Raw genomic sequence first — 25,091 nt, 5'->3', positions numbered from 1 at the left:
GGAGCCTGGTGCTTCTCTCATCGACGGTACCTTGCCGTGCCCCCCGTGTGGGCCCCCCTTGGACGTACTCGCTCATCCGGGTCCAGAGGGGCTCCGGGTGCGCTCCGGGTCCAGGGGGGCCGCACGGGGGCGTCCGCCGCCCGGGTGGATCAGACGTTCACTGAGGTCTTGCGGGTGGAGACGATCTGGTCGACGAGGCCGTAGGCCAGCGCCTCCTCGGCGGTGAGGATCTTGTCCCGCTCGATGTCGTCCCGGATCTGCTCGATCGGCGTGGTGGAGTGCTTGGCCAGCATCTCCTCCAGCTGCTGCCGCATCCGGATGATCTCGTTGGCCGCGATCTCCAGGTCGGACACCTGGCCGCGGCCGGTCTCGGTGTACGGCTGGTGGATCAGCACCCGGGCGTTGGGCAGCGCCATGCGCTTGCCGGGCGTGCCGGCGGCCAGCAGGACGGCGGCGGCGGAGGCCGCCTGGCCCATGCAGACCGTCTGGATGTCCGGCTTCACGAACTGCATCGTGTCGTAGATCGCGGTGAGCGCGGTGAACGAGCCGCCGGGGCTGTTGATGTAGACCGAGATGTCACGGTCGGGGTCCATCGACTCCAGGCACAGCAGCTGCGACATCACGTCGTTGGCCGAGGTGTCGTCGATCTGCACGCCGAGGAAGATCACCCGCTCCTCGAACAGCTTCGAGTACGGGTCGTAGCGCTTGTACCCCTGGGAGGTGCGCTCCTCGAACTGCGGAACGAGGTAGCGGGCCTCGGCGCCGAGCAGGCCGGGCCGCTCGGCCCTCGTGCGGTCGTACAGGCCGCTGCCGGGGAAATTCTGAGTGTTCACGTCCACCGTCCTGGTGAGATCGAGCTTCGAGTGATCGTCGTCGGGGCTGCCGGGCCGTTCGGCTGCTGCCGGGCCGCCTGGTCGCGTGGCCGCCGGGCGTCCTGGGGCGGGCCCGCACGGGCCCGCCGGCTCAGGAGCTGGAGCCCGCGCCGGTGCCGCCGCCGCCGGGCACGTGCGCGGCGGAGAGCATGACCCCGTCCAGCAGGCCGTACTCCTTGGCCTCCTCGGCGGAGAACCAGCGGTCGCGGTCGGAGTCCTTGGTGATCTGCTCGAAGGTCTGGCCGGAGTGCTGGGCGATCAGCTCGGCCATCCGGCGCTTGGTGTGCAGCAGCTGCTCCGCCTGGATCTTGATGTCGGTGGCGGAGCCGCCGAGGCCGGCGGACGGCTGGTGCATGAGGATGCGGGTGTTCGGCAGCGCGAAGCGCTTGCCGGGGGCGCCGGCGGTGAGCAGGAACTGGCCCATCGAGGCGGCCATGCCCATCGCGATCGTCACGACGTCGTTCTGGATGAACTGCATCGTGTCGTAGATCGCCATGCCTGCGGTCACCGAGCCGCCGGGGCTGTTGATGTAAAGGAAGATGTCCTTGTCCGGCTCGGCGGCCAGCAGCAGCAGCTGCGCGGTGATCTTGTTGGCGATGTCGTCGTCGACCGCTTGGCCGAGGAAGATGATTCGCTCGCCGAGCAGTCGGTTGTAGACCTGGTCGCCGAGGCCACCGGGGTTGGGCTCGCCGGCGGCGGAAGGCATCGGAGTCGTCACGTATCCACCTGCTCGTTGTCGGACGGTAGACAGGCCGTCACAGGGTCTTCACTTGAGCCGGACGCCTTCCCGCGGGGGGACTGCGCCCTTCTCCTTACGGACCCTAACGCGCGGGTGGTGGCCGTAAATCCTGTACGGCCACCTGTTCGCTCTGAGCGCATGGCGCTCCGCGCCGGGTGAGCGCATTCAGGGGCGCCGGGGATGGTCCCGTGCGCCCCTGTGGCTTGCCGCCCTGGGCTGCGTCAGGCCTTGTCGGACTCGGCGTCGGCGTCGGCGGGCGCGGCGGCCTCGGTGGTCTCCTCGGCGGCCTCCGCGGGTGCGTCCTCGTCCTCGTCGGAGAGGTCGACGACCTCGCCGTTGGAGTCGGTGACCTTCGCCGCCTCGACGACGACCGCGAGGGCCTTGCCGCGGGCGACCTCGCCGACCAGCAGCGGTACCTGGCCGCCCTCGACGACGGCCTGCGCGAACTGGTCCGGGCTCATGCCGGAGGACGCGGCGCGGCGCACCAGGTGCTCGGTGAGCTCCTCCTGGTTGACCGACAGCTTCTCCTTGGTGACGAGCTCGTCCAGGATGAACTGGGTCTTGATGCCCTTGACGGCCTGGGCCTCCAGCTCGGCGTCGTACTCCTCGCGCGTCTTGCCCTCGCGCTCCAGGAAGGACTCCCAGGTCAGACCCATCTGCGGGAACTGGTGGTGCTCCAGGTTGTGGGTCCGGGTCTCGATCTCGTCCTTGAGCAGCTTCTCCGGGATCGCGACCTCGGTGAGCTCGATGAGCGCGTCGAGGACCTTCTCCTGCGCGGAGGTGGCCTGGTCGTACTGCTTCATCGACTCCAGACGCTTGCGGCTGTCCGCGCGCAGCTCCTCCAGCGTGTCGAACTCGCTGGCCAGCTGGGCGAACTCGTCGTCCAGCGCCGGCAGTTCGCGCTCCTGGACCTCGGAGACCTTGACCTTGACCTCGGCGTCCTTGCCGGCGGCGGAGCCGCCCTTGAGCTGCGAGGCGAAGGTCGCGGTGTCGCCGGCGGACAGGCCCGTGACGGCCTCGTCGATGCCGTCGAGCAGCTGGCCCGAGCCGATGGTGTAGCTGACGCCCTCGGCGATGCCGTCGCCGAGCACCTCGCCGTCCACCGACGCCTCCAGGTCGACCACGACGACGTCGCCCTCGGCGGCGGCCCGCTCGACGGCGGAGGTGGTGGCGAAGCGGTCGCGCAGCTGCTCCAGCGACTTCTCGACGTCCTCGTCGGTGACCTCGATCGCGTCGACGGTCACCTCGATGCCGGAGTAGTCCGGGATCTCGATGGCCGGGCGGATGTCCACCTCGGCGGTGAACTTCAGCTCATTGCCGTCGTCGAACTCGGTGATGTCGACGTCCGGCTGGCCGAGCACGTTGAGCTCGGTCTCGTTGACCGCCTCCGTGTAGAACTTCGGCAGCGCGTCGTTGATGGCCTCTTCGAGAACCGCGCCCCGGCCGAACCGCTGGTCGATGACGCGCGCAGGGATCTTGCCCTTGCGGAAGCCCGGCACCGTGACCTGGTCGTTGATCTTCTTGTACGCCGCGTCGAGGCTGGGCTTGAGCTCCTCGAAGGGCACCTCGACAGTGAGTCGAACCCGGGTCGGGTTCAGAGTCTCGACGGCGCTCTTCACGGTTGGGTCTCCTTGGGCTTTACGTTGATGGGGGCGGACCTGCCGGTGCGCTGCTCGCGTGTCCGGCACTCGGCCGTGGCCACGTACCCGGCCCGCCGGCGGCCCATCCTACCGGTACCGCAATCCCCGCCGGGCGGGGTCGCCCGGCGGTCCGCCGCCCGCCGCCCCCGGCGGCCCCTCATACGGAGAACTGCTGGTCGGGGTGGCCGGATTCGAACCGACGGCCTTCCGCTCCCAAAGCGGACGCGCTACCAAGCTGCGCCACACCCCGCTGGTGCGACACGTAGAGTACATGCCCCCTCGACCGTGGGCAGCCAAGTATCCACCCGCGACACCTGCGCGCCGATCCCATTCGACCGCCAACCACCAGGTGTGCCAGAATCTGACCCGCTGCGGGCGTAGCTCAATGGTAGAGCCCTAGTCTTCCAAACTAGCTACGCGGGTTCGATTCCCGTCGCCCGCTCCACTTGTCACGGCCCGGTCGGCGGATGTGTCCGCTCCGGGCCGTCGGTGTGGGGGGGGTCAGTCGACGGGGATGCCCTGGGGGGATTTGATGCGGCGCATGATCATCTGGGAGTTGACGTCGGTGACGCCGGGCATGCCGATGAGTTTCTCGGTCCAGAAGCGCTCGTAGGCGTCGGAGTCGGTCACGGCGATGCGCAGCAGGCAGCCGGGGGCGCCGTAGAGGCGGTAGGCCTCGACGACGTCGGTGGTGGACTGGACCTCGGCCTCGAAGGCGGCGACGGAGGCGCGGTCGCGCTGGACCTCGACGGAGGCGAAGACCTCGAAGCCGCGGCCGACGGCTGCCGGGTCGACGACCGCGCGGTAGGTCTGGATGACCCCGTCGTCCTCCAGTTGGCGTACCCGGCGCAGGCAGGGGGAAGGGGTGAGACCGACCCGCTGGGCGAGCTCCTGGTTCGTCAGCCGGCCGTCCGCCTGGAGTTCGCGCAAGATGCTTCTGTCGATGGCGTCCATCGCAGCATTATCCCCCATATTTCACTGGAGTACCGGCCGGTATTAGCAATCATATGGCGGGTCTACGCGCATATCATTGCACTCACAGCGGCAGCAGTGGGAGGCGGAGGCAACGTGCGACACGTCGTGGTCATCAGCACCGGAGGCACCATCGCCAGCCGGTGGCAGGGCGACGGATACGCGGCCGAGGCCGCCGGGCGCGAGGTCCTGGAGGCCGGCGCCGTCCCCGAAGGCGTCGAGGTGCGGGTGGTGGACCTGTTCACCGTCAACAGCTCGCGGCTGACCACCGACCACCAGCTGCGGCTGCTGTACGCGGTCCACGAGGCGCTGGCCGACCCCGAGGTGGACGGCGTGGTCGTCACGCACGGCACGGACACCCTGGAGGAGTCCGCCTTCTTCGTGGACCTCTTCCACCACGACCCGCGCCCGGTGGTCTTCACCGGCGCCCAGCAGCCGCTGGACGCCCCGGACGGCGACGCGGCCGGCAACCTCTACGACGCGCTGCTGACGGCCGTCTCCGGCCGCGACATCGGCGCGGTGATCGTCTTCGCCGGGCAGGTCTTCGCCGCCCGCGGCACCGTCAAGCAGCACACGGTGGACGCCCGGGCCTTCGGCAGCCCCGACGGGCAGCCGCTGGGCCGGGTCGAGTTCGGCCGGGTGCGGTGGGCGCGCCGGCAGCCGCGGCGCGAGGCGCTGCCGCTGCCCGAGCGCACCGGCAGCACGCCGCGGGTGGACATCGTCATGCACCACAGCGACGGCGACTCGGTCCTCTTCGACGCGGCCGTCGCCGCCGGCGCCCGCGGCATCGTGCTGGTCGGCACCGGCGCGGGCAACGCCAACCCCGAGGTCGCCGACGCGGTGCGCCGCGCGGTCTCCTCCGGCGTGCACGTCGCCGTCAGCACCCGGGTGGCCGCCGGCGCGGTCGCCCCGCTCTACACCGGCGGCGGCGCGGTGGACCTGGCGGCGGCCGGCGCGCTGCTGGCCGGGGCGCTCAAGCCGGGCCAGGCCCGGATCGCGGTGCTGGCGGCGCTGCTGGCCGCCCGCGGGCCCGCCGGCGACGGCCCGGACGCGGGCACGCTGCTGCGCGGCGTCCTGGACCCGCAGCCGCCGGCGCGGCAGGCGTCAGATCTTTATCTGGTTGATGGTGTCGGCCACTGAGTTCAGGAACCGGTTGATGTCCGGCGCCATGTTCGTCGAGGCCAGGAAGAAGCCGAAGAGGGCGGCGACGATCGCGGGGCCCACCTTTATCTGCTTCGACCGGATCATGACGAACAGCACGATCGCCAGAAGCAGTGCGGCGGACAGGGAGATAACCACAGCGGATCACTTCCTCTTTCGGGTTCCTTGCCGGTCCGGGGAACCGCGCCGCGCCCCCCGCCTCGCCCGCCTCCATGGTGCCATCCCTGACCGACAATCAACGCCCGTACGGCGAACGGCCACTGGGTGCATTCCCCACCGCTAGTCCCGGCACACTATGAGCAGCGCCCGGTCGTCGTTGACGTCCTTGGCGACCGCCTCGATCAACCGCCAGGCCGAGCCGCGGAATCCGGTGGTCACGAAGCGGTCGGCCTCGCCGATCAGCCGGTCCATGCCCTCGGCGATGTCCCGCTCGGCGGTCTCCACCAGCCCGTCGGTGAACAGCATCAACACGTCGCCGGAGCGCAACGTGCCCTTGACGCCGTCGAATTCGGCCCCGTCGTAGACGCCTAGCAGCGGCCCCTCGGCCGCCTTGTGCTCCCACCGGCCGCTGCCGGCGTGCAGTTGGACGCCCGGCGGGTGCCCGGCGGACAGCAGTTCGTAGTCGCCGGTCTCCAGGTCCAGCACCAGGTGCACGGACGTGGCGAAGCCCTCTTCCCAGTTCTGCCGCAGCAGGTAGCCGTTGGCGGCGGGCAGGAAGGAGTGCGGGGGCAGCGAGCCGAGCAGGCCGCCGAAGGCGCCGGACAGCAGCAGGGAGCGGGAGGCGGCGTCCATGCCCTTGCCGGACACGTCGGTGAGCACCGCCTCCAGGACCCGCCCGCCCGAACTGCGGGTGGCCACCACGAAGTCGCCGGAGAAGGACTGCCCGCCGGCCGGCCGCAGCGACATCTCGGCGTGCCAGCCGCCGGGCAGCCGCGGCAGCCTGCTCTGCACCCGGATACGTTCCCGGAGGTCGAACAGCATGGTGTGCCCGCCCCGCCAGGGCACCCCGACCCGGGCCCTGAACTGCGCGATGACCAGGCCCGCGAGCGCGACCGCGGTCACCTCCAGCACCATGCCGGGCGTGACCCGCGCCGGGCCCTCGCGGTACGGGCCGAGGGCGGCGGACTCGGCGATCAGCGCGACGGCGGAGGCCGCGTACACCAGCAGCAGGCTCGCCGGGCGCAGCAGCAGCCCGCCGGCCAGGATCGGCAGCACCAGGGCGCTGGGCGGGCACCACTCGGGCGTGACGACGGAGATGTACGCGAGCACCGGCACCGCGGCGACCAGGACGGCCAGTCCCGCCCAGTCGGAGGCGCCGCCGCGGAAGTAGTCGACGGCGGACCGGCGCACGCCGAGCCGGGCCCGGTGCCACCGCCTGCGCCACCTGAGCCCCGCCGTCTCCGCCGCCGTCTGTTTCGCCATGCCTCCGCGACCCTACCTAGCGGCGGCCCTTCCGCGCAGGCCCGCCGGGGTGTGAGCCGTACGGGTGAGGCGCGGGCGTGCGCCTTTCGCGCCGGAAAGCACGTTCGGCGCACGCTCGCCGCGGCGGGGCCGGTCGCCGGGCCGCGGCCCGGGGCGTGGCTCAACTCTGGCAGGTGGGGCACCAGAAGAGGTTGCGCGCGGCCAGGACCTGGGTGCGTACCGGCGTCCCGCACACCAGGCAGGGCTGCCCGGTGCGGCGGTAGACGTAGACCTCGCCGCCGTGGTCGTCGACGCGCGGCGGGCGGCCCATGGCCTCGGGCTCGTACTCGGGGCGGACGGTGTCGATGCGGTTGTTCCGCACGCCCTGCCGCATCAGCGCCACCAGGTCGGCCCACATCGCGTCCCACACCGGCCGTGGCAGGTCGCGGCCGGGCAGGAACGGGTCCACGTGGTGGCGGAAGAGCACTTCGGCGCGGTAGACGTTGCCGACGCCCGCGATGACCTTCTGGTCCAGCAGCAGCGCGGCGACGCTGATCCGCGACCGGGCGAGCCGGGCGTGGACGCGGCCGGGGTCGTCGCCGGGGCGCAGCGGGTCGGGGCCGAGCCGGTCGTGTATGGCCTGCTTCTCCGGCTCGGTGACGAGCGCGCACGCGGCGGGCCCGCGCAGGTCCGCGTAGTGCTCCGGCGTGGCGATGCGCAGCCGTACGGTGTCGGCGGGCAGCGGCGCGAGGCCCGTACCGAAGCGGTAGGTGCCGATCAGGCCGAGGTGGACGTGGACCCAGCCGGTGGCCCCGAAGCCGAGGAAGAGGTGCTTGCCGTGCGCCTCGGCGGTCTCCATGACGCGGCCGTCGAGCAGGGCGGCGCCGTCGGAGAACTTGCCCTGCGGGCTGCCGGCCCGTACCGCCAGGCCGCCGAACCGCTCCCGGTGGTCGGCGGCGAGCCGGTGGATGGTGTGGCCTTCGGGCATCGCTCGGGGTCAGTCCTGCCGCGGGTGGTGCGCCGGGACCGGCGGCAGTTCGCCGGTGGCCTCGTACGCGGAGAGCATGTCGATACGGCGCTGGTGCCGCTCGGCGTGCGAGTACGGCGTGGCCAGGAACAGCTCGACGAACTTCTGGGCCTCGTCCTGGGTGTGCATACGGCCGCCGATGCTCAGCACATTGGCGTCGTTGTGCTCGCGGGCCAGCGTCGCGGTCTGCTCGCTCCAGGCCAGGGCCGCGCGCACACCGCGGACCTTGTTGGCGGCGATCTGCTCGCCGTTGCCGGAGCCGCCGATGACGATGCCGAGGCTGCCGGGGTCGGCGGCGGTGCGCTCGGCCGCGCGCAGGCAGAAGGGCGGGTAGTCGTCCTCCGCGTCGTAGATGTGCGGGCCGCAGTCGACGGGCTCGTGCCCGCCGGCGGTCAGCCACTCGACGAGGTGGTTCTTCAGTTCAAAGCCGGCATGGTCCGAGCCGAGGTACACGCGCATGGAGCCCAGTCTTCCACCCCGGCGCCCCGCCGCCCGCACCGCACCCCGCGCGCCGCGGCGGGCGTACGGGGGCCGGCTGCGGGCGGCGGGCCCGGCGGGGCGTCAGCGGCGGACCAGGCGCCACGCGGCGGGCAGCGCGCCCATCGCCAGGGCGGCCTTGAGGGCGTCGCCGACCAGGTAGGGGCGCAGGCCCATGACGACCGCCTGGTGGGCCGTCAGATGGGCGGAGACGGCCAGGTAGGGCACCCCCACGGCGTAGATGAGCGCGGAGCCGACGACCATGACGCCTGCGGTGCGCAGCACCGTGCGGTCGCCGCCGCGGCGGGCGAGGAAGCCGACCACGCCGGAGGCCAGCAGCATGCCGAGGATGTAGCCGAAGCTCGGCATGGACCAGCCGGACGCGCCGCCGGCGAACCACGGCAGGCCCGCGACGCCCGCGAGCGCGTACAGGCCGAGCGAGGCGACGCCGCGGCGGGCGCCGAGCGCGGTGCCGACCAGCAGCGCGGCGAAGGTCTGCCCGGTCACCGGCACCGGGGAGCCCGGCACGGGCACCGACAGCTGGGCGGCCAGGCCGGTGAGGGCGGCGCCGCCGGCCACCAGCGCGGCGTCGCGCAGCCGGGCGCGGGAGGCGGAGGAGGCGGGGAGCAGGTCGGCGAGGACGGTTCCGGCCCGGCCGGTGGCGAGGGAGGAGGCGCTCATTCGGTTCTCCGCGGGTGAGGGGGCGGTCAGGGCTCCTCAGACGCTAGCCCAGCGCGGGAGAGCCGATCATCGTCGGACTGCGACAAAGCCCCGGTCGCCGGCTTGGAGACTCCTGCTCCCGCCGGTTGCGTTTCGGCTGGGATGTTTACGCAGGTCCCGTGATGTACGTCACGCGGCGGCGGGCGGCCGGGGCGGGCGGAGGCCGCCCGCCGGGGCCGCCCGGCGCTGTGGGTTTCCACCAAGTCACGGCGGGCGGGCGGTACCCGCGTCACGCCGGCTGGATGAGGTCCCAGCGGTTGCCGTACAGGTCGCGGAAGACGACGACCGCGCCGTACGGCTCGTAGCGCGGCTCCTCCTCGAAGACCACGCCCTCGGCGACCATGCGCTTGTAGTCGCCGTCGAAGTCCTCGGTGGTGAGGAACAGCCCGACCCGCCCGCCGGTCTGGTCGCCGATCCGCGCGGACTGCTCGGGGGTGGCGGCCCGGGCCAGCAGCAGGCCGGTCTCGCGGGAGCCGGGCGGGGCGACGACGACCCACCGGCCGCCGTCCTCGCGCGGGGTGTCCTCGCGCAGCTCGAAGCCGAGCGCGCGGGTGTAGAAGGCGATGGCCTCGTCGTAGTCGCGTACGACGACGCTCACCAGGCCCAGGTGTGCCATGACGCGCCGACCGTCCTACTCGAAGCTGGGCCCGGCGGTACGGGTGCGCTTGATCTCGTAGAAGCCGGGGATGGACGCCACCATGAGCGTGCCGTCCCACAGCTTGGCGGCCTCCTCGCCCTTGGGCGCGGGGGTGACGACGGGGCCGAAGAAGGCGATCTGCTCGCCGTCGGAGCCGGGCACGGCGATGACCGGGGTGCCGACCTCCTGGCCGACCTTGTCGATGCCCTCCTTGTGGGAGGCGCGCAGCTCGGTGTCGTACGTGTCCTTGTCGGCGTAGTCGGCGAGGTCGGCGGGCAGGCCGACTTCCTCCAGGGCCTCGACGATCGTCTCGCGCGTCTTGGGCAGGGCGCGGTTGTGGAAGCGGGTGCCGAGCGCGGTGTAGAGCGGGCCGACGACGTCGTCGCCGTGCAGCTGCTGGGCGGCGATCACGACGCGGACCGGGCCCCACGCCTCGCGCAGGAACGTGGCGTACTGCTCGGGGAGGGTGTCGAGCTTGTCCTCGTTGAGCACCGCCAGGCTCATCACGTGCCAGCGCACCTGGACGGGGCGCACCTTCTCGACCTCCAGCATCCAGCGGGAGGTCATCCATGCCCAGGGGCACAGCGGATCGAACCAGAAGTCGGCCGGGGTTGCCCCTGACGGAGTCGAGGGGTGGGTGGTCGTGCTCTCGGGGGCGGTCGCAGTCACTGCGTACTCCTCGTACGGGGGTGGCGTCCCGGGCGGAGCCGGGCACGGTCGGGCTGGGCGCTGCACAGCGCACACCTCGACGGGACAACAGGCGCCGGCGCGGCGGCATTCCCGGACCGCCGCCGGGGCCGTACGCGCAGGTCGGCGCCGTCCTGTCGGTTCCCCGTGGAAGGATGCCGGGTGTCGCTGTCAGTGAACGGCGCCGTCCGGTAAACGAAACCGTCCGGTGTACACATCCGGTGAAACGCATCCGGTAAACGAAGGAGTCGCCCGTGCCCGGCGAGAACCTCAGCCGTGAGGAGGCCCGCGAGCGGGCCGCCGCCCTGTCCGTGGAGCGCTACGACGTCGCGCTGGACGTGCGGTCCGCGGTCGGGGCCGCGCCGCAGGGCGGCGAGCGGGCCTTCCGCTCCACCACGGTCGTCGACTTCCGGTGCGCGCAGCCCGGCGGGTCGTCGTTCGCCGACCTGGTGGCGACCGAGGTGGTCTCGGTGCGGCTCAACGGCCGGGAGCTGGACCCGGCGGCGGTCTACGACGGGGCCAGGATCGCGCTGGACGGCCTCGCCGAGCGCAACACGCTGGTGGTCGACGCGCACTGCGCGTACAGCCGCACGGGCGAGGGCCTGCACCGCTTCGAGGACCCCGAGGACGGCGAGGTCTACCTCTACACGCAGTACGAGCCGGCCGACGCGCGCCGGGTCTTCGCGAACTTCGAACAGCCCGACCTCAAGGCGCCGTTCACCTTCCAGGTGACCGCGCCCGAGGGCTGGACGGTGCTGTCCAACGCCGAGCCGGACGGCGAGCCCGCCGCGGCGGGCGGCGGCGGCACGACGACGCGCTTCCGTCCGACGCTGCCCATTGCCACGTACATCACCGCGGTCGTCGCCGGCCCGTACCACGTGGAGCGCGACCATTACGCGCGGGCACTGGACGACCGGTCGACGCTGGACATTCCGCTGCGGGCGCTGTGCCGGCGCTCTCTTGCCAAGCATTTCGACGCCGACGAGATCTTCACCGTCACCAAGCAGGGCCTGGACTTCTACCACGAGACGTTCGGCTACCCGTATCCGTGGGGGAAGTACGACCAGGCGTTCGTGCCGGAGTACAACATCGGCGCGATGGAGAACCCGGGGCTGGTGACCTTCCGGGAGGAGTTCGTCTTCCGCGGCAAGGTGACGCGGGCGTCGTACGAGCACCGGGCGAGCGTGGTGCTGCACGAGATGGCGCACATGTGGTTCGGCGACCTGGTGACGATGCGCTGGTGGGACGACCTGTGGCTCAAGGAGTCCTTCGCGGACTTCATGGCGGCCTTCTCCCAGGTCGCGGCGACGCGGTACAAGGAGGGCTGGATCACCTTCGCCAACCGCCGCAAGGCGTGGGCCTACCGCGCCGACCAGCTGTCCTCCACGCACCCGGTCGTCGCCGACATCCGCGACCTGGAGGACGCCAAGCTCAACTTCGACGGCATCACGTACTCCAAGGGCGCGGCGGTGCTCAAGCAGCTCGTGGCCTATGTGGGGCAGGACGCCTTCTTCGAGGCGGCCCGGCGCTATTTCCGCCGGCACGCCTACGGCAGCACCGAGCTGGCCGACCTGCTGTCGGTGCTCAGCGAGACCTCGGGCCGCGACATGCCGGCGTGGTCGCGGGCCTGGCTGGAGACCGCGGGCGTCAACTCGCTGACGCCGCACCTGACCTGTACGGCGCAGGGCACGATCGAGGAGCTGACGGTGCTCCAGGGCGCCGACGACCCGGCGCACCCGCAGCTGCGCCCGCACCGGGTGGCGGTGGGGCTGTACAAGCGGATGCCGGGCGGCGCGCTGGAGCGGTACGCCCGGGCCGAGGCGGATGTCGCGGGCTCGGTGAGCGTGGTGCCGGAGCTGGCCGGGCAGCCGCAGCCCGACCTGGTGCTGGTCAACGACGACGACCTGACGTATTGCAAGGTGCGGTTCGACGCCGCCTCGCTGGAGACGCTGCGCGGGCATCTGGGCGACCTGTCCGACCCGCTGGCGCGGGCGCTGGCGTGGTCGGCGGTGTGGAGCATGACCCGGGACGCGCTGATGCCGGCCGGCGACTACCTGGGCCTGGTGCTGCTGTTCGCCGGCCGCGAGACCGACATCGGGGTGCTCCAGTCGCTGCACGTGCAGGCGCGCACCGCGCTCACGCACTACGTGGCGCCCGAGCGGCGCGACCTGGCCGCGGCGGAGCTGGCGCAGGGCGCGGTGCAGGAGCTGCGGCTGGCCGAGCCGGGCAGCGGCCACCAGTTGGCGTGGGCGCGCTTCTTCGCCTCCGTGGCCTCCTCCCCGGCGGACCTGCAACTGCTGCGCGGGCTGCTGGCGGGCACCGCCCGCATCGACGGCCTGACGGTGGACCAGGAGCTGCGCTGGACGCTGCTGGGCGCGCTGACCGCGCGGGGTGCCGCCGGCGCCGAGGAGATCGCCGCCGAGCGGGCCCGGGACGACACGGCCTCCGGGCACCGGCACGAGGTGCGCTGCCTGGCGGCGCGGCCGGACGCGGGCGTCAAGGCGCGGGTGTGGGCGGACGTGGTGGAGTCCGACGCGCTGTCCAACGCGCTGGTGGAGGCGAGCATCGCGGGCTTCGTGCAGGCCGGGCAGCGCGAGCTGCTGGAGCCGTTCACGGACGCCTACTTCGCGGCGCTGGAGGGGGTGTGGGCGTCCCGCTCGATCGAGATCGCGATGGCGGTCGTCAGCGGCCTCTTCCCGGCCCTCCAGGACCCCGCCGGGACCCTCGCGGCCACCGAGGCGTGGCTGGCGGCCCACGAGGCCGCCGCGCCCGCCCTGCGCCGCCTGGTGCTCGAAGGCCGCGACGACCTGGCGCGGGCGCTGCGGGCCCAGCAGTGCGACGCGCGCGCCGCCGAGGCGGCCCGCGGCGGCGCGGCGCTCTGACGGCGGGGCAGCGGGCCGGGGGCTTGCGCCGGCCGGGCGCGTCCTGGCTGGTGGGGTCGGGGTCGTCACTCTCACGGGGGAAAGGGGCTGATCGGCATCCGAACACCTGACCTTTAGCCCGGTGTTGTCCCGCTTTGTCGACGGGCGTGTAACAGCGGTTAGTGACGGTGCGGCCCATGGGAACGACGTGGCCATGAACGCGAACCCCCGCATCCCCCACACCGCCCCCCGCCGCCATGTGCCCGCCGCCGAGCGGGTCATGACGCTGCGCCAGTTGCGCGAGCAGGGCGTGCCGGCCGCCGTCGTCGCGCGCCGGTGCCGGGCCGGCGGGCCCTGGCGGCAACTGCTGCCGCAGGTCTATCTGCTGCACTCCGGCGCGCCCACCAGCCGGGAGCGGCTGCAGGCCGCGCTGCTCTACGCCGGGCGCGACCCGCGGGCGGGCGACCCGCAGGCGCACAGCCCGGAAGCGCAGGGCACGCTCGGCGGCGGGCGCGAGGCCATGGTCACCGGGCTCGCCGCCCTCGCGCTGCACCGCTTCCGGTGCGTGCCGCCGCTGGCCGGGCTCACCCGCATCGACGTGCTCGTGCCGCGGCAGCGGCGGCTGCGGGACGCCGGCGAGGTGACCGTCCACCGCGCCACGGCCGCGCTGCCGCACCCGCAGGACGTCATGGGCGTGCCCTGCGCGCCCGTGCCGCGCGCCCTGGCCGACGCCGTCGCGGGCCTGGACGACGCCGAGTCCGTACGGCGGCTGCTGACCGAGGCGGTACGCGGCGGGCACTGCGACGCCGCGGCGGTCCTGGGCGAGCTGGCCGACGCCGGGCTGCTGGAGCGCCCGCAGGTCGCCGCGGCCGTCGGGGCGCTGCACGGCGCCGATCGCGCCATGGCCGAGGAGCGGCTCTACGCCATGGTGCGCGACCACGGGCTGCCGGACCCGGTGTGGAACGTGGAGCTGCGGCTGCCCGGCGGCCCGCCGCTGGGTGGCGTGGACGCGTACTGGCCCGAGCACGCGGTCGCCGTCGCCGTCGAGCTGCCCGCGGACGTGGCGGACGACGCGACCTGGTCGCGTACGGCCCGGCAGCCCGAACGGCTGGACGCGCTGGGCATCACGCTGATCCACCTGACGCCGGCCGAGCTGCGCGAGGCGGGCGAGCAGCAGGCCGCGGTGGTGCGCACCGCGCTGGTCGACGCGGTCGAGCACCTGCCTGCCGCGTACATCGTCGTGCTCCCCCGCTGAGCGCGGCCCGCCCCGGCACCGGGCCCGCGCAGCTTGCCCGGGTTCGCCGGATAAGCGAGTGGCGGAAACACGTCACCCGCGCACCAAGGAGAAGTCAACGCACCACAAAGAGCAGGTTTTCCCGGCATGGTGACGAACCGTACGGCAGCGTTTTCCGAACACCGTCACGACGGCCCGAACAGGGATGCCCATGCCACTCGCTCACATACCCGGCTCCAGACGCACGGCCCGGCTCGCGCTGGCCGCGGGACTGGTGGCCGCGCTGACGGCCGCGAGCCCCGTGCTCGCGGCTGCGGCCCCCGCCCCGACCTCCCCCGCGACCGCCCCGTCCGCGCCCGCGACCGGCACCGGCACGGCCGGCTCCGACGCCACCGGCGCACCGGCCAAGGACACCGCCCCCGCCGACAAGCTCGGCTCCTCCGACGCCGGGCTGCTGGCCAAGGCCAAGGCGGACGGCGACAAGAACGTCACGTTCATGGTCGCGGGCAAGCCCGGCAGCACCGCCGAGATCAGCGCCAAGCTGCACGCGCAGGGCGCCAGCGTCGGCCAGACGTACGACCGGCTCGGCTATGTACGGGCGACCGTGCCGACCGCGAAGGCGGACGCGGCCCTCGGCGCGGCCCAGAAGCTGCCCCAGGTGCTCGCGATCGACCTCAAGCAGGAGGTGAAGCTCGACGACCCGACGCCGGCCGCCGACACCACCGCCTCGGCCCGCCACCAGGGCAAGCCCGCCAAGACCTACCCCGGGCCCGGCAAGAACACCCCGGCGAAGAACCCGTACCAGCCGGCGTTCGAGACCGGCGCGGTGGACTTCGTCAAGGACCACCCCAACGCCGACGGGCGCGGCATCACCATCGGCATCCTCGACTCGGGCGTGGACGTCGGCCACCCGGCGCTGCAGAAGACCACGACCGGCGAGCGCAAGATCGTCGACTGGGTCACCTCCACCGACCCGATCCTGGACGGCGACGCCACCTGGCGCCCCATGGTCACCGCGGTGTCCGGCCCGTCCTTCACCGCCTCGGGCCGCACCTGGAGCGCGCCCGCCGGCAGCTACTACTTCAGCACCTTCGCCGAGTCCGCCACCAAGGGCGGCGACATGCAGGGCGACCTCAACCGCGACGGCGACACCACCGACGTATGGGGCGTGCTGTACGACCAGGCCGCCGGCACCGTGCGGGTCGACCTCGACAACGACGGCGACTTCCGCGACGAGACGGCGCTGAAGCCGTACAAGGACGCCTACCAGATCGGCCACTTCGGCACCGACGACCCGGCGACCGCGATCTCGGAGTCAATCCCCTTCACCATCGAGATCCGCAAGGACGTCCCGATGGACCCCTACGGCGGCACATGGGTGGGCAAGAAGGCGGACTTCGTCAACATCGGCGTCGTGCAGTCCGAGCACGGTACGCACGTCGCCGGCATCACCGCGGCCAACGGGCTGTTCGGCGGGAAGATGGACGGCGCCGCGCCCGGCGCGAAGATTGTCTCCTCGCGCGCCTGCACCTGGAGCGGCGGCTGCACCAACATCGCGCTCACCGAGGGCATGACGGACCTGGTGGTCAACCACCACGTGGACGTCGTCAACATGTCGATCGGCGGCCTCGGCGCGCTCAACGACGGCGCGAGCGCGCGCGACCTGCTCTACAAGCAGCTCATCGACACCTACGGTGTGCAGCTGGTGATCTCCGCGGGCAACGACGGCCCCGGCGTCAACACCATCAGCGACCCGGGCCTGGCCGACCATGTGCTGAGCGTCGGCGCGTCCATCTCCCGTGAGACATGGGCGGCCAACTACGGCTCGCAAACCACCGTGCCGTACTCGCTGCTGCCCTTCTCCGCCCGCGGCCCGCGCGAGGACGGCGGCCTCGCGCCGGTCGTCACCGCGCCCGGCGCCGCGATCAACTCCGTGCCGACGTGGGAAGAGGGCGCGCCCGTCGCCGAGGCCGGCTACGACCTGCCGCCCGGCTACGCGATGCTCCAGGGCACCTCGATGGCCTCCCCGCAGGCCACCGGCGCAGCCGCGCTGCTGCTGTCCGCGGCCAAGGCGCAGCATCTGAAGGTCACCCCGGCGCAGTTGCGCACCGCGCTGATCAGCACCGCGAAGAACATCCCCGGCTTCCAGACCGCCGACCAGGGCGCGGGACTGATCGCCGTGCAGCCCGCGTGGAACCTGCTGCGGCGCGGCGGCACCGCCGACACGTACACCGTCAGCGCGCCCGTCGACACGACGCTGTCGGGCTTCCTGGCGACGCCCGGCTCCGGCACCGGCGTCTACGACCGCGAGGGCGGCCTGACGACCGGCCAGAAGCGTACGTACAACGTGACGGTGACGCGTACCGGCGGGCCGGCGTACGCGCTGCTGCACACGCTGCGGTGGGCGTACAACGACGGGACCTTCTCGGTGGCGAGCCCGCTGGTGGCGCTGCCGCTGAACGAGCCGGTGACGGTGAAGGTCACGGCGAAGCCGCGCTCGGTGGGCGCGCACAGTGCGCTGCTGGACATCGACGACCCGCTGACGCCGGGCACGGACACGCAGGTCGCGGCGACGGTCATCGTCTCCACGCCGGTCGCGGGCCCGTCGTACACGCTCACCCGGTCCGGGACGATCGAGCGGGACAGCACGCGCTCGTACTTCGTCACGGTGCCGGCGGGCGCGACGTCGCTTGAGGTGTCCATGGGCGGGCTGAAGGCAGGCAGCCAGACCCGCTTCATCACGATGCACCCGTACGGTGTGCCGCTGGACTCCACGCAGACGCCGGACTGCTACCCGAACTACGACAACCCGGCGAACACCTGCCGGCCCGACCTGCGCTCGTACGCCCAGCCGCTGCCGGGCGTGTGGGAGATCGAGGTCGAGGCGCGCAGGACCTCGCCGCAGCTGGACAACCCGTACCAGCTGAAGGTCGCCGTGCTCGGCGCCGCGTTCGACCCGGCGGTGCAGACGCTGCCGACGGCGACGGTCGGGCAGCCGACGCCGGTGAACTGGACGGTCAGCAACGGCTTCGCGCCGATCAGCGGCGGTTCGCTGGCCGGCGGGCCGCTGGGCTCCGCGCTCACCGGTACGCCGACGATCGCGGAAGGCGAGACGCAGACGACGACGCTGGACGTCGGGGCGGGCGTCTCGCGGCTCGACGTCAGCATCGGCTCGCCGGCCGACCCGCAGTCCGACCTCGACCTGTACGTCTACCGTGACGGCGTGCTCGTCGCGCAGTCCGCGGACGGCGACGCGGAGGAGTCCGTGAGCCTGACGAACCCGGCGCCGGGCACGTACACCTTCGAGGTGGACGGCTACTCGGTGCCGTCGGGCTCCACGACGTACTCGTACGAGGACGTCTACTACTCCGCCGCGCTCGGCCAGGTGACGGTCGGCTCCACCGCGCCGGTGAACCTGCCGCACGGGGCGACGTCCCAGGTCACGGCGACCGTCCTCGCGGCGGCACAGGCGCCGGCGGGCCGCCGCCTGTTCGGCCAGGTCACTCTGCTGACGGCGGGCGGAACGGTGGCGGGGACGGGGAGCGTGCTCATTTCGTCAACCGTGGGCTGACGATCTCCCTCCGCCGGAAGGCGGCCCTCTTACGCCGGGGGCGTGGCTCTTATGCCGCGCCCCCGGCGGTTTTCTTACCCGGCGACGGCATCCGGGGTGCCCCTCGGCGGGACGCTGCCGAGTGCCGGTCCGTCTCAGTTGGGCGCTCCGTTCTCCCCCAGAGCTTCGCCTGGGGGTGCCCCCACGCAGCCCCTGGGTGGTGGCCCGGCCCTGAAAAGCGCTCGTCCTCCCTCCGGCGGGCTCAAGGGGTCGGGGAGGTTGGGGGGTGGTGGAGGAGGGTGCGGGCGGGGAGGGAGGTCGAGGTCAGGGTGAGGGCCAGGGTGGCGGTGGTGAGGGCGAGGGCGGTCAGGGGGGAGACGTAGGGGTGCGTGCCGGTCAGGCCGCGGGCGATGGGGATGAGGGTGATCCAGGCGATCAGCGCGCCGATGCCGAGGCCGGCCGCGGCGACCAGGAGGGCCTCGGCCCGCAGCATGCGCAGCACTTGGCCGCGGGTGGTGCCGGCCAGGCGGAGGAGGGCGACCTCGCGGCGGCGGTCGAGGACCGTCATCACGAGGGTGTTCGCCGCGGCGACCGCCGCAAAGCCGCCGAGGACGCCGGTCATGACCCGGTTGGCCCAGCCGTTGAGTTCGAGGTCGCGGTCGGCTTGGGCGCGGTAGCCGGCCCGGTCGGTGACCGTGAGGCCGGGCACGTCGAGGCGGGCGAGCGCGTGCCGTACGGCGTCGTGGTCGGCGCCGGGGGCGTCGTGGACCAGCACCTGCGTCGCGAGGGCGCTGCTCGCGTGCGGGGCGACAACGGTACGCGGCAGCAGCACCGAGCCGAGGCCGAGCCCGCGGCCGTAGACCGCGACGACCGTCGGCCGCAGCGTCGTACCGTCGCCGAGCCACAGCTGCACCCGGTCGCCGACGTGCGCCTTGACCGTACCGGCGAGCAGCGTGTCGAGTGCGACGGTGCGGCCGTCGCCGGTGAGGCGGGCCAGGGAGCCGGCGCGGACGTCGAGGTCGAGGACGGCGGGCAGCGCCGCGGGGTCGCCGCCGACGCCCAGCACGTTCGTGGAGTTGAGCGAACCGCTCGCCCGGTAGAGCGCGCCGCTGCGCAGCACCTCCACCGCCGAGCCCACGCCGGGCGTCGCGGCGGCGCGTCCGGCGGTCCCGGCGGGCAGCCCCGCCCCCGCCGAGCCGATGATCTGATCGGCGACGACCCCGTCCCTGACCTGCCGGGACGACGCGTGCGCCACCGAGCTCTGCATGCACAGCAGCGTCCCCGCGAACGCGGTGACCAGCACGATCGGCGTGATCGCGGACGCCAGCCGGCGCGCGTTGGCGCGGGTGTTGGCCGCGGCCAGCTCGCCGGGCGCGCCGCCCGCCGCCCGGAGCGGCACCCCGAGCAGCGCGGACGCCAGCCACGCCACGACGGGCCCGAGCAGCGCCACGCCGACCATGAAGCTGAAGACGATGCCGAGGGCGACGGACGCCGCGTCGTCCCCCGTGGTGTGCGCGGCGACGACCGACAGCACGATGCCGCCGGCGATCGCCGCGACCCCGAGCACCGTACGGATCACGCCGGGCCGCCGCCGCTCCACCGCGGCCTCGCCGAGCGCCGCGCTGGGCCGGGCCTTCGACGGCCGCCGGGCGGCGAGCAGACCCGCCGTCAGCGCCGCGAGCAGGCCCGCGCCGACCGACACCACCATCGGGATCCAGCCGGCCTCCAGCCGGACGCCGTGCGGCACCGCGCCCTTGTGCACGAGCTGGCCGAGCCACCAGCGGGCCAGCCCGACGCCGGGCAGGATGCCGGCCGCGCCGGCGAGCGGGGCGACCAGCAGCGCCTCGGTGGCGACGGTGCGGCGGATCTGCCGCGGGGTCGCGCCGATCGCCCGCAGCAGGGCGATCTCCCGGGCCCGCTGGCCGATCGCGAGCGAGACGGTGCCCATGACGACGAAGACGGCCGTGGCGGTGGCGACACCGCCGAAGGAGCCGCCGAGCGCGGTCAGCATCTCCCTGGCCTCGGCGAGCTGCGGCTGCTCGGCGGCGCCGCGGCCGTCCCCGGTGCGGACGACCGCGGCCGACCCGACCGCGTGCCGGGCCCGGTCGGCGAGCTGCTGCGTGCTCACGCCGGGCTCGGGCAGCACGGCGACGGCGTCCACCAGGCCGGGGTGGCCGGACAGCCGGCCGGCGGCGTCGTCGGCGAAGTACGCGGTGGCGGCGCTGCTCGCGGTGAGGCCCGCGACGCGGTAAAGGGCAGAGCCGGCGGGCGTGGTGAGGGTGACGGTCCGTCCGGGGGCGGTGTGCGCGGCGCGCGCGGTCGCGGGGTCGAGGACGACCTCGCCGGCGCCGGGCGCGCGGCCCTGGACGGCGGCGGCGCCGTCGATGAGCCGGGCGTCCCAGTTCCGCCCGGTCACCGCGGGCAGGCCCGCGCCCTGGACGGGGAAGGCCACGTCCGCGACGGCCGCGGCCACGCCCGGCTGCGCCGCGACCCGCGCGGCGGTCCCGGCGGGCAGCCGCGGGGTGTCGGTGAGCGGTTCCGACTCCGTCTCGTCGTCCCCGCCGCTCCTGACGTGGATGCTCGCGTCCGGATGCGGTGCGACGACGACGGGCACATGGGCGTACCGCACGGGCGCGACATGCGCGGTGATGCCCGTCTGGAGCAGCGCCCCGCACGCGGTGACGACGACGGACGCGAACAGCAGCGCGACGAACGTCCCGACGAACGACGCGGGCCGGAAGCGGACGGACGCCCGGGCGAGGCCGTTCACGCGAGGTCTCCTTCGAAGCGGCGGGTACGGGTACGGGCACGGTTGCGGACAAGGCGCCGGGCGGCGGACCGGGCGCCGGACCGGGGGCGGGCGGCAGGACGGGCGGCGGGGCGGGCGCCTTGCCGGGGGCGTACGGGCGGCCGGTCGTGGGTAAATGCCGCGCCGTTCACGCCGCCGCGCCCATGGGCTCGCCGCCGCGCGGGCGGCCGGCGGAGGTCAGGGCGACCATCCGGTCGGCGACCTGGGTCGGCGAAGGGCTGCGCAATTCACCGGCGAAAAGGCCGTCCGCGAGGAAAAGGACGCGGTCGGAGTGCGAGGCGGCGACCGGGTCGTGGGTGACCATCACGACCGTCGCGCCCATCGAGTCGACCGCGCGGCGCAGCAGCGCCAGGATCTCCCGGGCGGTGCCGGTGTCCAGCGCGCCGGTCGGCTCGTCGGCGAAGACCACCTCGGGGTCGGTGATGAGCGCCCGGGCGATCGCCACCCGCTGCTGCTGCCCGCCGGACAGCTGCCCGGGCCGGCGCCGCGCGTGCCCGTCGAGCCCCACCTCGGCGAGCAGCGCCTGCGCGCGGCGGCGGTCGGCGCGACGGCCGGCCAGCCGCAGCGGCAGCAGCACGTTCTGCTGCACCGTCAGCGACGGCAGCAGGTTGAAGGACTGGAAGACGAAGCCGATACGGCTGCGGCGCAGCTTGGTGAGCCGGTTCTCGCTGAGCTCGGTGATCGGCTCGCCGCCCAGCAGCACCTCCCCCTTGCTGGGCCGGTCGAGGCCCGCCGCACATTGCAGGAACGTGCTCTTGCCGGACCCGGACGGCCCCATGACGGCGGTGAAGCTGCCGCGCGGCAGCGCGAGGTCGATGCCGCGCAGCGCGTGCACGGCGGCGTCGCCGCGACCGTACGTGCGCGTCACGGAGCGCAACTCCACCGCGGGCGGCGCGGGCGCCGGGGTGCCGTGTCCGTGCGGCCCGTGGGCTCCGTGGGCGCCGGGCGCGCCGTCTCCGTTTGCAGCAATGCCGTATGCAGCCATGTCCTCGACGCTACGGAGCGCCGACCCGCTGAACCATGGCGCTCGCCCGCCTCCCCGGGGTGGGGAGAACCCCACCGTCACCGACCGCGACGGGTGTGGCACACCCCGGAGGGGGTAGGGCTGGAGGAGATCGGCCGGAAAACCCGGCAGGTGGACGGCAGGCACGACGACGGAGGGCCGATGGACCGGGCACGGCTGGCCGCGCTGCACGGTGTGGACGTGACGTACTCCCCCGCGCCCGGGCAGGAGGTCGCGGTCGCGCAGGAGACGGTCGTGGCCGTGCTCGCCGCACTCGGCGTGGACGCCTCGACGCCGGACGCGGTGCGCGGCGCGCTCGCCGAGTACGAGGCCCGGGCCGCGCACCGCCTGCTGCCGCCGTGCACGGTGCTGCGGGCGGGCGAGCCGCTGACCGGGCTGCCGGCCGGCACCGAGGTCCTCGTGGAGAGCGCGGCGGGCGAGCCGCTGAGCCGCCTGCCGGAGCGCCCCGGGCGGTACGGGCTGCGGGCGGCGGCGCCCGACGGCCGGTCGGCACGCGGCGACCTGGTGATCGCGCCGGCCCGGCTGCCGGGGCCGCGGGGCCGTACGTTCGGCTTCATGGCCCAGCTCTACTCGGTGCTCTCGCGCCGCTCGTGGGGCATGGGCGACCTCGGTGACCTCGCGGAGCTGGCCTCGTGGTCGGGCCGGGCGCTGGGCGCCGGGTTCGTGCAGATCAACCCGCTGCACGCCGCCGTCCCCGGACACCCCACGGACCCCTCGCCGTACCGCCCGTCCTCGCGGCGCTTCCCCGACCCGGTCTACCTGCGGATCGAGGAGGTCCCGGAGTACGCGTACCTGCCGCCGCAGGCGCGGGCGCACGCGGCGCGGCTGCTGGCCAAGGCGGCGGCGCTGCGCGACACGGTGCTGCTCAAGGACAGCCTCATCGACCGGGACGCGGTGTGGGAGCTCAAGGCGCAGGCGCTCGCGCTGCTGCGCGAGGTGCCGCTCAGCCCCGGCCGGCGGGCCGCGTACGCCGACTTCCTGGCCGCGCAGGGGCAGGCGCTCGACGACCACGCCACCTGGTGCACGCTGGCGGAACTGCACGGCCCCGACTGGCGGTCGTGGCCGGCGGGCCTGCGCGACCCGCGCTCGCCGGCGGTGGCCAGGGCCCGCAGCGAGCACCAGGACCGGGTCGACTTCCACTGCTGGCTCAGCTGGCTGACGGACGGCCAGCTCGCGGCGGCGCAACGGGCCGCGCGGGACGCCGGGATGGCGGTGGGCGTCGTGCACGACCTCGCGGTCGGGGTGCACCCGGCCGGGTCCGACGCCTGGTCGATGCAGGACGTGCTGGCCACGGGCATGTCGACGGGCGCCCCGCCGGACGCCTTCAACGCCCGCGGCCAGGACTGGGGCCTGCCCCCGTGGCGCCCGGACGCCCTCGCCGCGACCGGCTTCGCCCCTTACCGCGATCTCGTCGCCCGCATGCTGCGGCACGCCGGGGGGCTGCGCATCGACCACGTCATGGGCCTGTTCCGGCTGTGGTGGGTGCCCGAGGGCCGGCCGCCGACCGAGGGCACGTACGTCCGCTACGACGCCGGCGCGCTGCTCGGGCTGCTGGCCCTGGAGGCGTACGAGGCGGGCGCCGTCGTCATCGGCGAGGACCTGGGGACGGTGGAGCCCGGCGTACGGCGGGAGCTCGCGGACCGGGGGATTCTGGGGACGTCGGTGCTGTGGTTCGAGCGGGATTACGAGGGGGCGGGGGGCGCGGGCTCGGGCGAGGGCGCTTCCGGCGGGGAGGGTACGGGCTCGGCGGAGGGCGGGTCCGGCGGGGAGGCCGGGGGGTCTGCGGAGGGCGCTTCCGGCGCGGAGGGCGCCGGCTCGGCGGAGGGCGTGGGCGGTGACCGGCGGCCGTTGCCGCCCGGGGCGTGGCGTGAGGCGTGCCTGGCGACGGCGACCACGCACGACCTGCCCAGCACCGCCGCCCGGCTCACCGGCGAGCACGTCGGGCTGCGGCACCGGCTGGGGCTGCTCACCCGCCCGCTGGAAGAGGAGGAGGCCGAGGACGCGGCGGAGGTCGCCGAGTGGATCGCGCTGCTCGGCCGGCTCGGCATGCTGCCGGAGGGCGCGGCCGAGGAGGAGGCCGTGGTCAAGGCGGTGCACCGCTTCCTCGCGGCGACGCCGGCCCGGATGGTCGGCGTGTGGCTGCCGGACGGCGTGGGCGACCGCCGCCCGCAGAACCTGCCGGGCACGTGGGACCAGTACCCGAACTGGCGGCTGCCCATCGCCGATCCCGAGGGCAACCCGCTCGCCCTGGAGCAGCTTGCCGCCTCCCGCCGGCTGCACGCCCTGGCCGACGAGGTCCGCCGGGCGCTGGCCGCGCACCGGCCGCCCGCCGCGCCGTAAGGCACCCCCGGGCGCGCGGTCCGCAGCCGCGGTCACTACATTTGGGCGCGTGGACAAGAAGCTCAACAAGAAGGTCATGCGCGCCGGCGTGCTCACCGCCAGCACCACGGTGCTGATGCTGCTGTCGTCCCCGGCGTTCGCCCTCTCCCGCGACGACGGCGACGACCCGGGCTCCGGTCTGAGCGTGGCCCAGACCCTGGGCCTCTACGTCGCGATCCCGATCCTGGCGTTCCTGGTGATCGCCGGCCTCGTCATCGTGACGGACAAGTCCCGCAAGCAGGACTGACCTCCCGGCGTCCGGGCAGCCGCCCCTCTCCTGCTCATGCGAGCCCATGCGAGGGGGCGGCTCCTTCGGCGTCTCCGTGGCCGTTTCTCCTTTCACGGCTACGGCTTTCGCGGCTACGGCGCCTCCTGTGACGCGGCGAGCAGCCGGCGCAGCAGCCCGGCCAGTGTCTCGGCGTCCTTCTCCCCCAGCGCCGCGAGCGCGTCCTGCTGGACGGCAAGCCCCGCGGCCAGCGCCTGGTCGACGAGCTCGACCCCCCGCTCGGTGAGCGAAACGCGCAGGCCCCGCCGGTCGTTGGGGTCGGGGGCCCGCACCAGCAGGCCGGCCCGCTCCAGCTTGTCGAGCCGTCCCGTCATCCCGCCGGTCGTGAGCATGAGCGTCGCCGAGAGCTCGCGCGGCGACAGCGTGTAGGGCGCGCCTGCCCGCCGCAACGTACCCAGTACGTCGAACTCGCCGCGGCCGATCCCGAAGCGCTGGTATTCGGCCTCCATCCGGTCCCCCATCACCCGCGCGACGCGGTAGACGCGGCCGTAGACGGCCATCGCGAGCGTGTCGAGGTCGGGGCGCTCGACGGCCCACTGCTCCCTGATCGCGTCGACGGCGTCCGCTTCGGCGGTGGGCTGCGGCGTGGCATGTGCGGGGGCGGAATCCATGGGG

At 73.9% G+C, this 25,091-nt stretch carries 20 protein-coding genes and 2 tRNA genes; 7 read left to right on the top strand and 15 right to left on the bottom strand.

Annotated elements, in window-relative coordinates:
- Positions 1-149 precede the first annotated feature (149 nt).
- The 4 genes from HCN08_RS01265 to HCN08_RS01250 all read right to left on the bottom strand — a co-directional run bounded on the left by HCN08_RS01265 (position 150) and on the right by HCN08_RS01250 (position 3,501).
- On the bottom strand, positions 150-833 hold the full coding sequence (locus HCN08_RS01265; RefSeq protein WP_407648642.1) for an ATP-dependent Clp protease proteolytic subunit: 684 nt from the start codon (positions 831-833) through the stop codon (positions 150-152).
- 130 nt (positions 834-963) lie between these two features.
- Positions 964-1,578: an ATP-dependent Clp protease proteolytic subunit gene (locus tag HCN08_RS01260; RefSeq protein WP_167981225.1), complete on the bottom strand. Its 615-nt coding sequence runs from the start codon at positions 1,576-1,578 to the stop codon at positions 964-966.
- 254 nt (positions 1,579-1,832) lie between these two features.
- Positions 1,833-3,230: a trigger factor gene (tig, locus tag HCN08_RS01255; protein WP_167980910.1), complete on the bottom strand. Its 1,398-nt coding sequence runs from the start codon at positions 3,228-3,230 to the stop codon at positions 1,833-1,835.
- A 194-nt stretch (positions 3,231-3,424) separates the two neighbouring features.
- A tRNA-Pro gene (locus HCN08_RS01250) sits at positions 3,425-3,501 on the bottom strand.
- A 121-nt stretch (positions 3,502-3,622) separates the two neighbouring features.
- On the opposite strand from HCN08_RS01250, the gene HCN08_RS01245 reads away from it, so the two are divergent.
- Positions 3,623-3,696: transfer RNA gene (locus HCN08_RS01245), tRNA-Gly, on the top strand.
- Positions 3,697-3,752: 56 nt separating this feature from the next.
- Here the strand turns inward: HCN08_RS01245 and HCN08_RS01240 are convergent.
- Positions 3,753-4,205 (bottom strand): Lrp/AsnC family transcriptional regulator, encoded by a 453-nt coding sequence (locus HCN08_RS01240; protein ID WP_167980909.1) that lies wholly within the window; start codon positions 4,203-4,205, stop codon positions 3,753-3,755.
- Between the two features lie 114 nt (positions 4,206-4,319).
- Here HCN08_RS01240 and HCN08_RS01235 point away from each other — a divergent pair, with 114 nt between their 5' ends.
- Entirely contained in the window at positions 4,320-5,363 is a 1,044-nt protein-coding gene (locus HCN08_RS01235) for an asparaginase (protein WP_167980908.1), read from the top strand.
- Here HCN08_RS01235 and HCN08_RS01230 read toward each other — a convergent pair.
- The 7 genes from HCN08_RS01230 to HCN08_RS01200 all read right to left on the bottom strand — a co-directional run bounded on the left by HCN08_RS01230 (position 5,328) and on the right by HCN08_RS01200 (position 10,315).
- Positions 5,328-5,522 carry a hypothetical protein gene (locus tag HCN08_RS01230; protein WP_167980907.1) on the bottom strand — a complete coding sequence of 65 codons (195 nt, stop codon included), beginning with the start codon at positions 5,520-5,522 and terminating at the stop codon, positions 5,328-5,330. The genes HCN08_RS01235 and HCN08_RS01230 overlap by 36 nt on opposite strands.
- Positions 5,523-5,663: 141 nt before the next feature.
- Positions 5,664-6,806: a PP2C family protein-serine/threonine phosphatase gene (locus HCN08_RS01225; protein ID WP_167980906.1), complete on the bottom strand. Its 1,143-nt coding sequence runs from the start codon at positions 6,804-6,806 to the stop codon at positions 5,664-5,666.
- A gap of 160 nt (positions 6,807-6,966) precedes the next feature.
- Positions 6,967-7,773: an Fpg/Nei family DNA glycosylase gene (locus HCN08_RS01220; protein ID WP_167980905.1), complete on the bottom strand. Its 807-nt coding sequence runs from the start codon at positions 7,771-7,773 to the stop codon at positions 6,967-6,969.
- A 9-nt stretch (positions 7,774-7,782) separates the two neighbouring features.
- The gene (locus tag HCN08_RS01215; RefSeq protein WP_167980904.1) at positions 7,783-8,271 is read right to left on the bottom strand and encodes a ribose-5-phosphate isomerase; all 489 of its coding nucleotides are present in this window, start codon (positions 8,269-8,271) and stop codon (positions 7,783-7,785) included.
- Positions 8,272-8,373: 102 nt separating this feature from the next.
- Positions 8,374-8,970 (bottom strand): biotin transporter BioY, encoded by a 597-nt coding sequence (locus HCN08_RS01210; protein WP_167980903.1) that lies wholly within the window; start codon positions 8,968-8,970, stop codon positions 8,374-8,376.
- Between the two features lie 268 nt (positions 8,971-9,238).
- Positions 9,239-9,625 carry a VOC family protein gene (locus HCN08_RS01205; RefSeq protein WP_167980902.1) on the bottom strand — a complete coding sequence of 129 codons (387 nt, stop codon included), beginning with the start codon at positions 9,623-9,625 and terminating at the stop codon, positions 9,239-9,241.
- 15 nt (positions 9,626-9,640) lie between these two features.
- The gene (locus tag HCN08_RS01200) at positions 9,641-10,315 is read right to left on the bottom strand and encodes a mycothiol-dependent nitroreductase Rv2466c family protein (RefSeq protein WP_167980901.1); all 675 of its coding nucleotides are present in this window, start codon (positions 10,313-10,315) and stop codon (positions 9,641-9,643) included.
- A 272-nt stretch (positions 10,316-10,587) separates the two neighbouring features.
- Here HCN08_RS01200 and pepN point away from each other — a divergent pair, with 272 nt between their 5' ends.
- From pepN to HCN08_RS01185, 3 genes are all read left to right on the top strand, one after another.
- Positions 10,588-13,215 (top strand): aminopeptidase N, encoded by a 2,628-nt coding sequence (gene pepN, locus HCN08_RS01195; protein ID WP_167980900.1) that lies wholly within the window; start codon positions 10,588-10,590, stop codon positions 13,213-13,215.
- Between the two features lie 193 nt (positions 13,216-13,408).
- Positions 13,409-14,449, top strand: coding sequence for a hypothetical protein (locus HCN08_RS01190; RefSeq protein WP_167980899.1), 1,041 nt, complete (start codon positions 13,409-13,411; stop codon positions 14,447-14,449).
- A 190-nt stretch (positions 14,450-14,639) separates the two neighbouring features.
- Positions 14,640-17,999, top strand: coding sequence for a S8 family serine peptidase (locus HCN08_RS01185; protein ID WP_167980898.1), 3,360 nt, complete (start codon positions 14,640-14,642; stop codon positions 17,997-17,999).
- A gap of 241 nt (positions 18,000-18,240) precedes the next feature.
- Here the strand turns inward: HCN08_RS01185 and HCN08_RS01180 are convergent, their stop codons facing one another.
- Both HCN08_RS01180 and HCN08_RS01175 read right to left on the bottom strand, forming a co-directional pair.
- The gene (locus tag HCN08_RS01180) at positions 18,241-20,748 is read right to left on the bottom strand and encodes an FtsX-like permease family protein (protein ID WP_167980897.1); all 2,508 of its coding nucleotides are present in this window, start codon (positions 20,746-20,748) and stop codon (positions 18,241-18,243) included.
- A gap of 166 nt (positions 20,749-20,914) precedes the next feature.
- On the bottom strand, positions 20,915-21,772 hold the full coding sequence (locus HCN08_RS01175; RefSeq protein WP_167980896.1) for an ABC transporter ATP-binding protein: 858 nt from the start codon (positions 21,770-21,772) through the stop codon (positions 20,915-20,917).
- A 180-nt stretch (positions 21,773-21,952) separates the two neighbouring features.
- On the opposite strand from HCN08_RS01175, the gene malQ reads away from it, so the two are divergent.
- Positions 21,953-24,151, top strand: coding sequence for a 4-alpha-glucanotransferase (gene malQ / locus HCN08_RS01170; RefSeq protein WP_167980895.1), 2,199 nt, complete (start codon positions 21,953-21,955; stop codon positions 24,149-24,151).
- A gap of 49 nt (positions 24,152-24,200) precedes the next feature.
- Entirely contained in the window at positions 24,201-24,437 is a 237-nt protein-coding gene (locus HCN08_RS01165) for a hypothetical protein (protein WP_407648639.1), read from the top strand.
- A gap of 113 nt (positions 24,438-24,550) precedes the next feature.
- Here HCN08_RS01165 and HCN08_RS01160 read toward each other — a convergent pair whose 3' ends face one another.
- Positions 24,551-25,087, bottom strand: coding sequence for a MarR family winged helix-turn-helix transcriptional regulator (locus HCN08_RS01160; protein WP_167980894.1), 537 nt, complete (start codon positions 25,085-25,087; stop codon positions 24,551-24,553).
- Between the last annotated feature and the right edge of the window lie 4 nt (positions 25,088-25,091).

Source organism: Actinacidiphila epipremni, assembly GCF_012034175.1.
Lineage (GTDB): Bacteria > Actinomycetota > Actinomycetes > Streptomycetales > Streptomycetaceae > Actinacidiphila > Actinacidiphila epipremni.
Note: the sequence above shows the minus strand (reverse complement) of the source record. Positions and strands in the feature narration are given on the sequence as shown.

What these genes read in the sequence shown, in the direction of transcription:
- HCN08_RS01210 (WP_167980903.1), bottom strand. Translation starts at nt 8,970, where the DNA reads ATGAGCGCCTCCTCCCTCGCCACCGGCCGGGCCGGAACCGTCCTCGCC.
- HCN08_RS01160 (WP_167980894.1), bottom strand. Translation starts at nt 25,087, where the DNA reads ATGGATTCCGCCCCCGCACATGCCACGCCGCAGCCCACCGCCGAAGCG.
- HCN08_RS01205 (WP_167980902.1), bottom strand. Translation starts at nt 9,625, where the DNA reads ATGGCACACCTGGGCCTGGTGAGCGTCGTCGTACGCGACTACGACGAG.
- HCN08_RS01190 (WP_167980899.1), top strand. Translation starts at nt 13,409, where the DNA reads ATGAACGCGAACCCCCGCATCCCCCACACCGCCCCCCGCCGCCATGTG.
- HCN08_RS01225 (WP_167980906.1), bottom strand. Translation starts at nt 6,806, where the DNA reads ATGGCGAAACAGACGGCGGCGGAGACGGCGGGGCTCAGGTGGCGCAGG.
- HCN08_RS01215 (WP_167980904.1), bottom strand. Translation starts at nt 8,271, where the DNA reads ATGCGCGTGTACCTCGGCTCGGACCATGCCGGCTTTGAACTGAAGAAC.
- HCN08_RS01185 (WP_167980898.1), top strand. Translation starts at nt 14,640, where the DNA reads ATGCCACTCGCTCACATACCCGGCTCCAGACGCACGGCCCGGCTCGCG.
- HCN08_RS01175 (WP_167980896.1), bottom strand. Translation starts at nt 21,772, where the DNA reads ATGGCTGCATACGGCATTGCTGCAAACGGAGACGGCGCGCCCGGCGCC.
- malQ (WP_167980895.1), top strand. Translation starts at nt 21,953, where the DNA reads ATGGACCGGGCACGGCTGGCCGCGCTGCACGGTGTGGACGTGACGTAC.
- HCN08_RS01260 (WP_167981225.1), bottom strand. Translation starts at nt 1,578, where the DNA reads ATGCCTTCCGCCGCCGGCGAGCCCAACCCCGGTGGCCTCGGCGACCAG.
- HCN08_RS01240 (WP_167980909.1), bottom strand. Translation starts at nt 4,205, where the DNA reads ATGGACGCCATCGACAGAAGCATCTTGCGCGAACTCCAGGCGGACGGC.
- HCN08_RS01220 (WP_167980905.1), bottom strand. Translation starts at nt 7,773, where the DNA reads ATGCCCGAAGGCCACACCATCCACCGGCTCGCCGCCGACCACCGGGAG.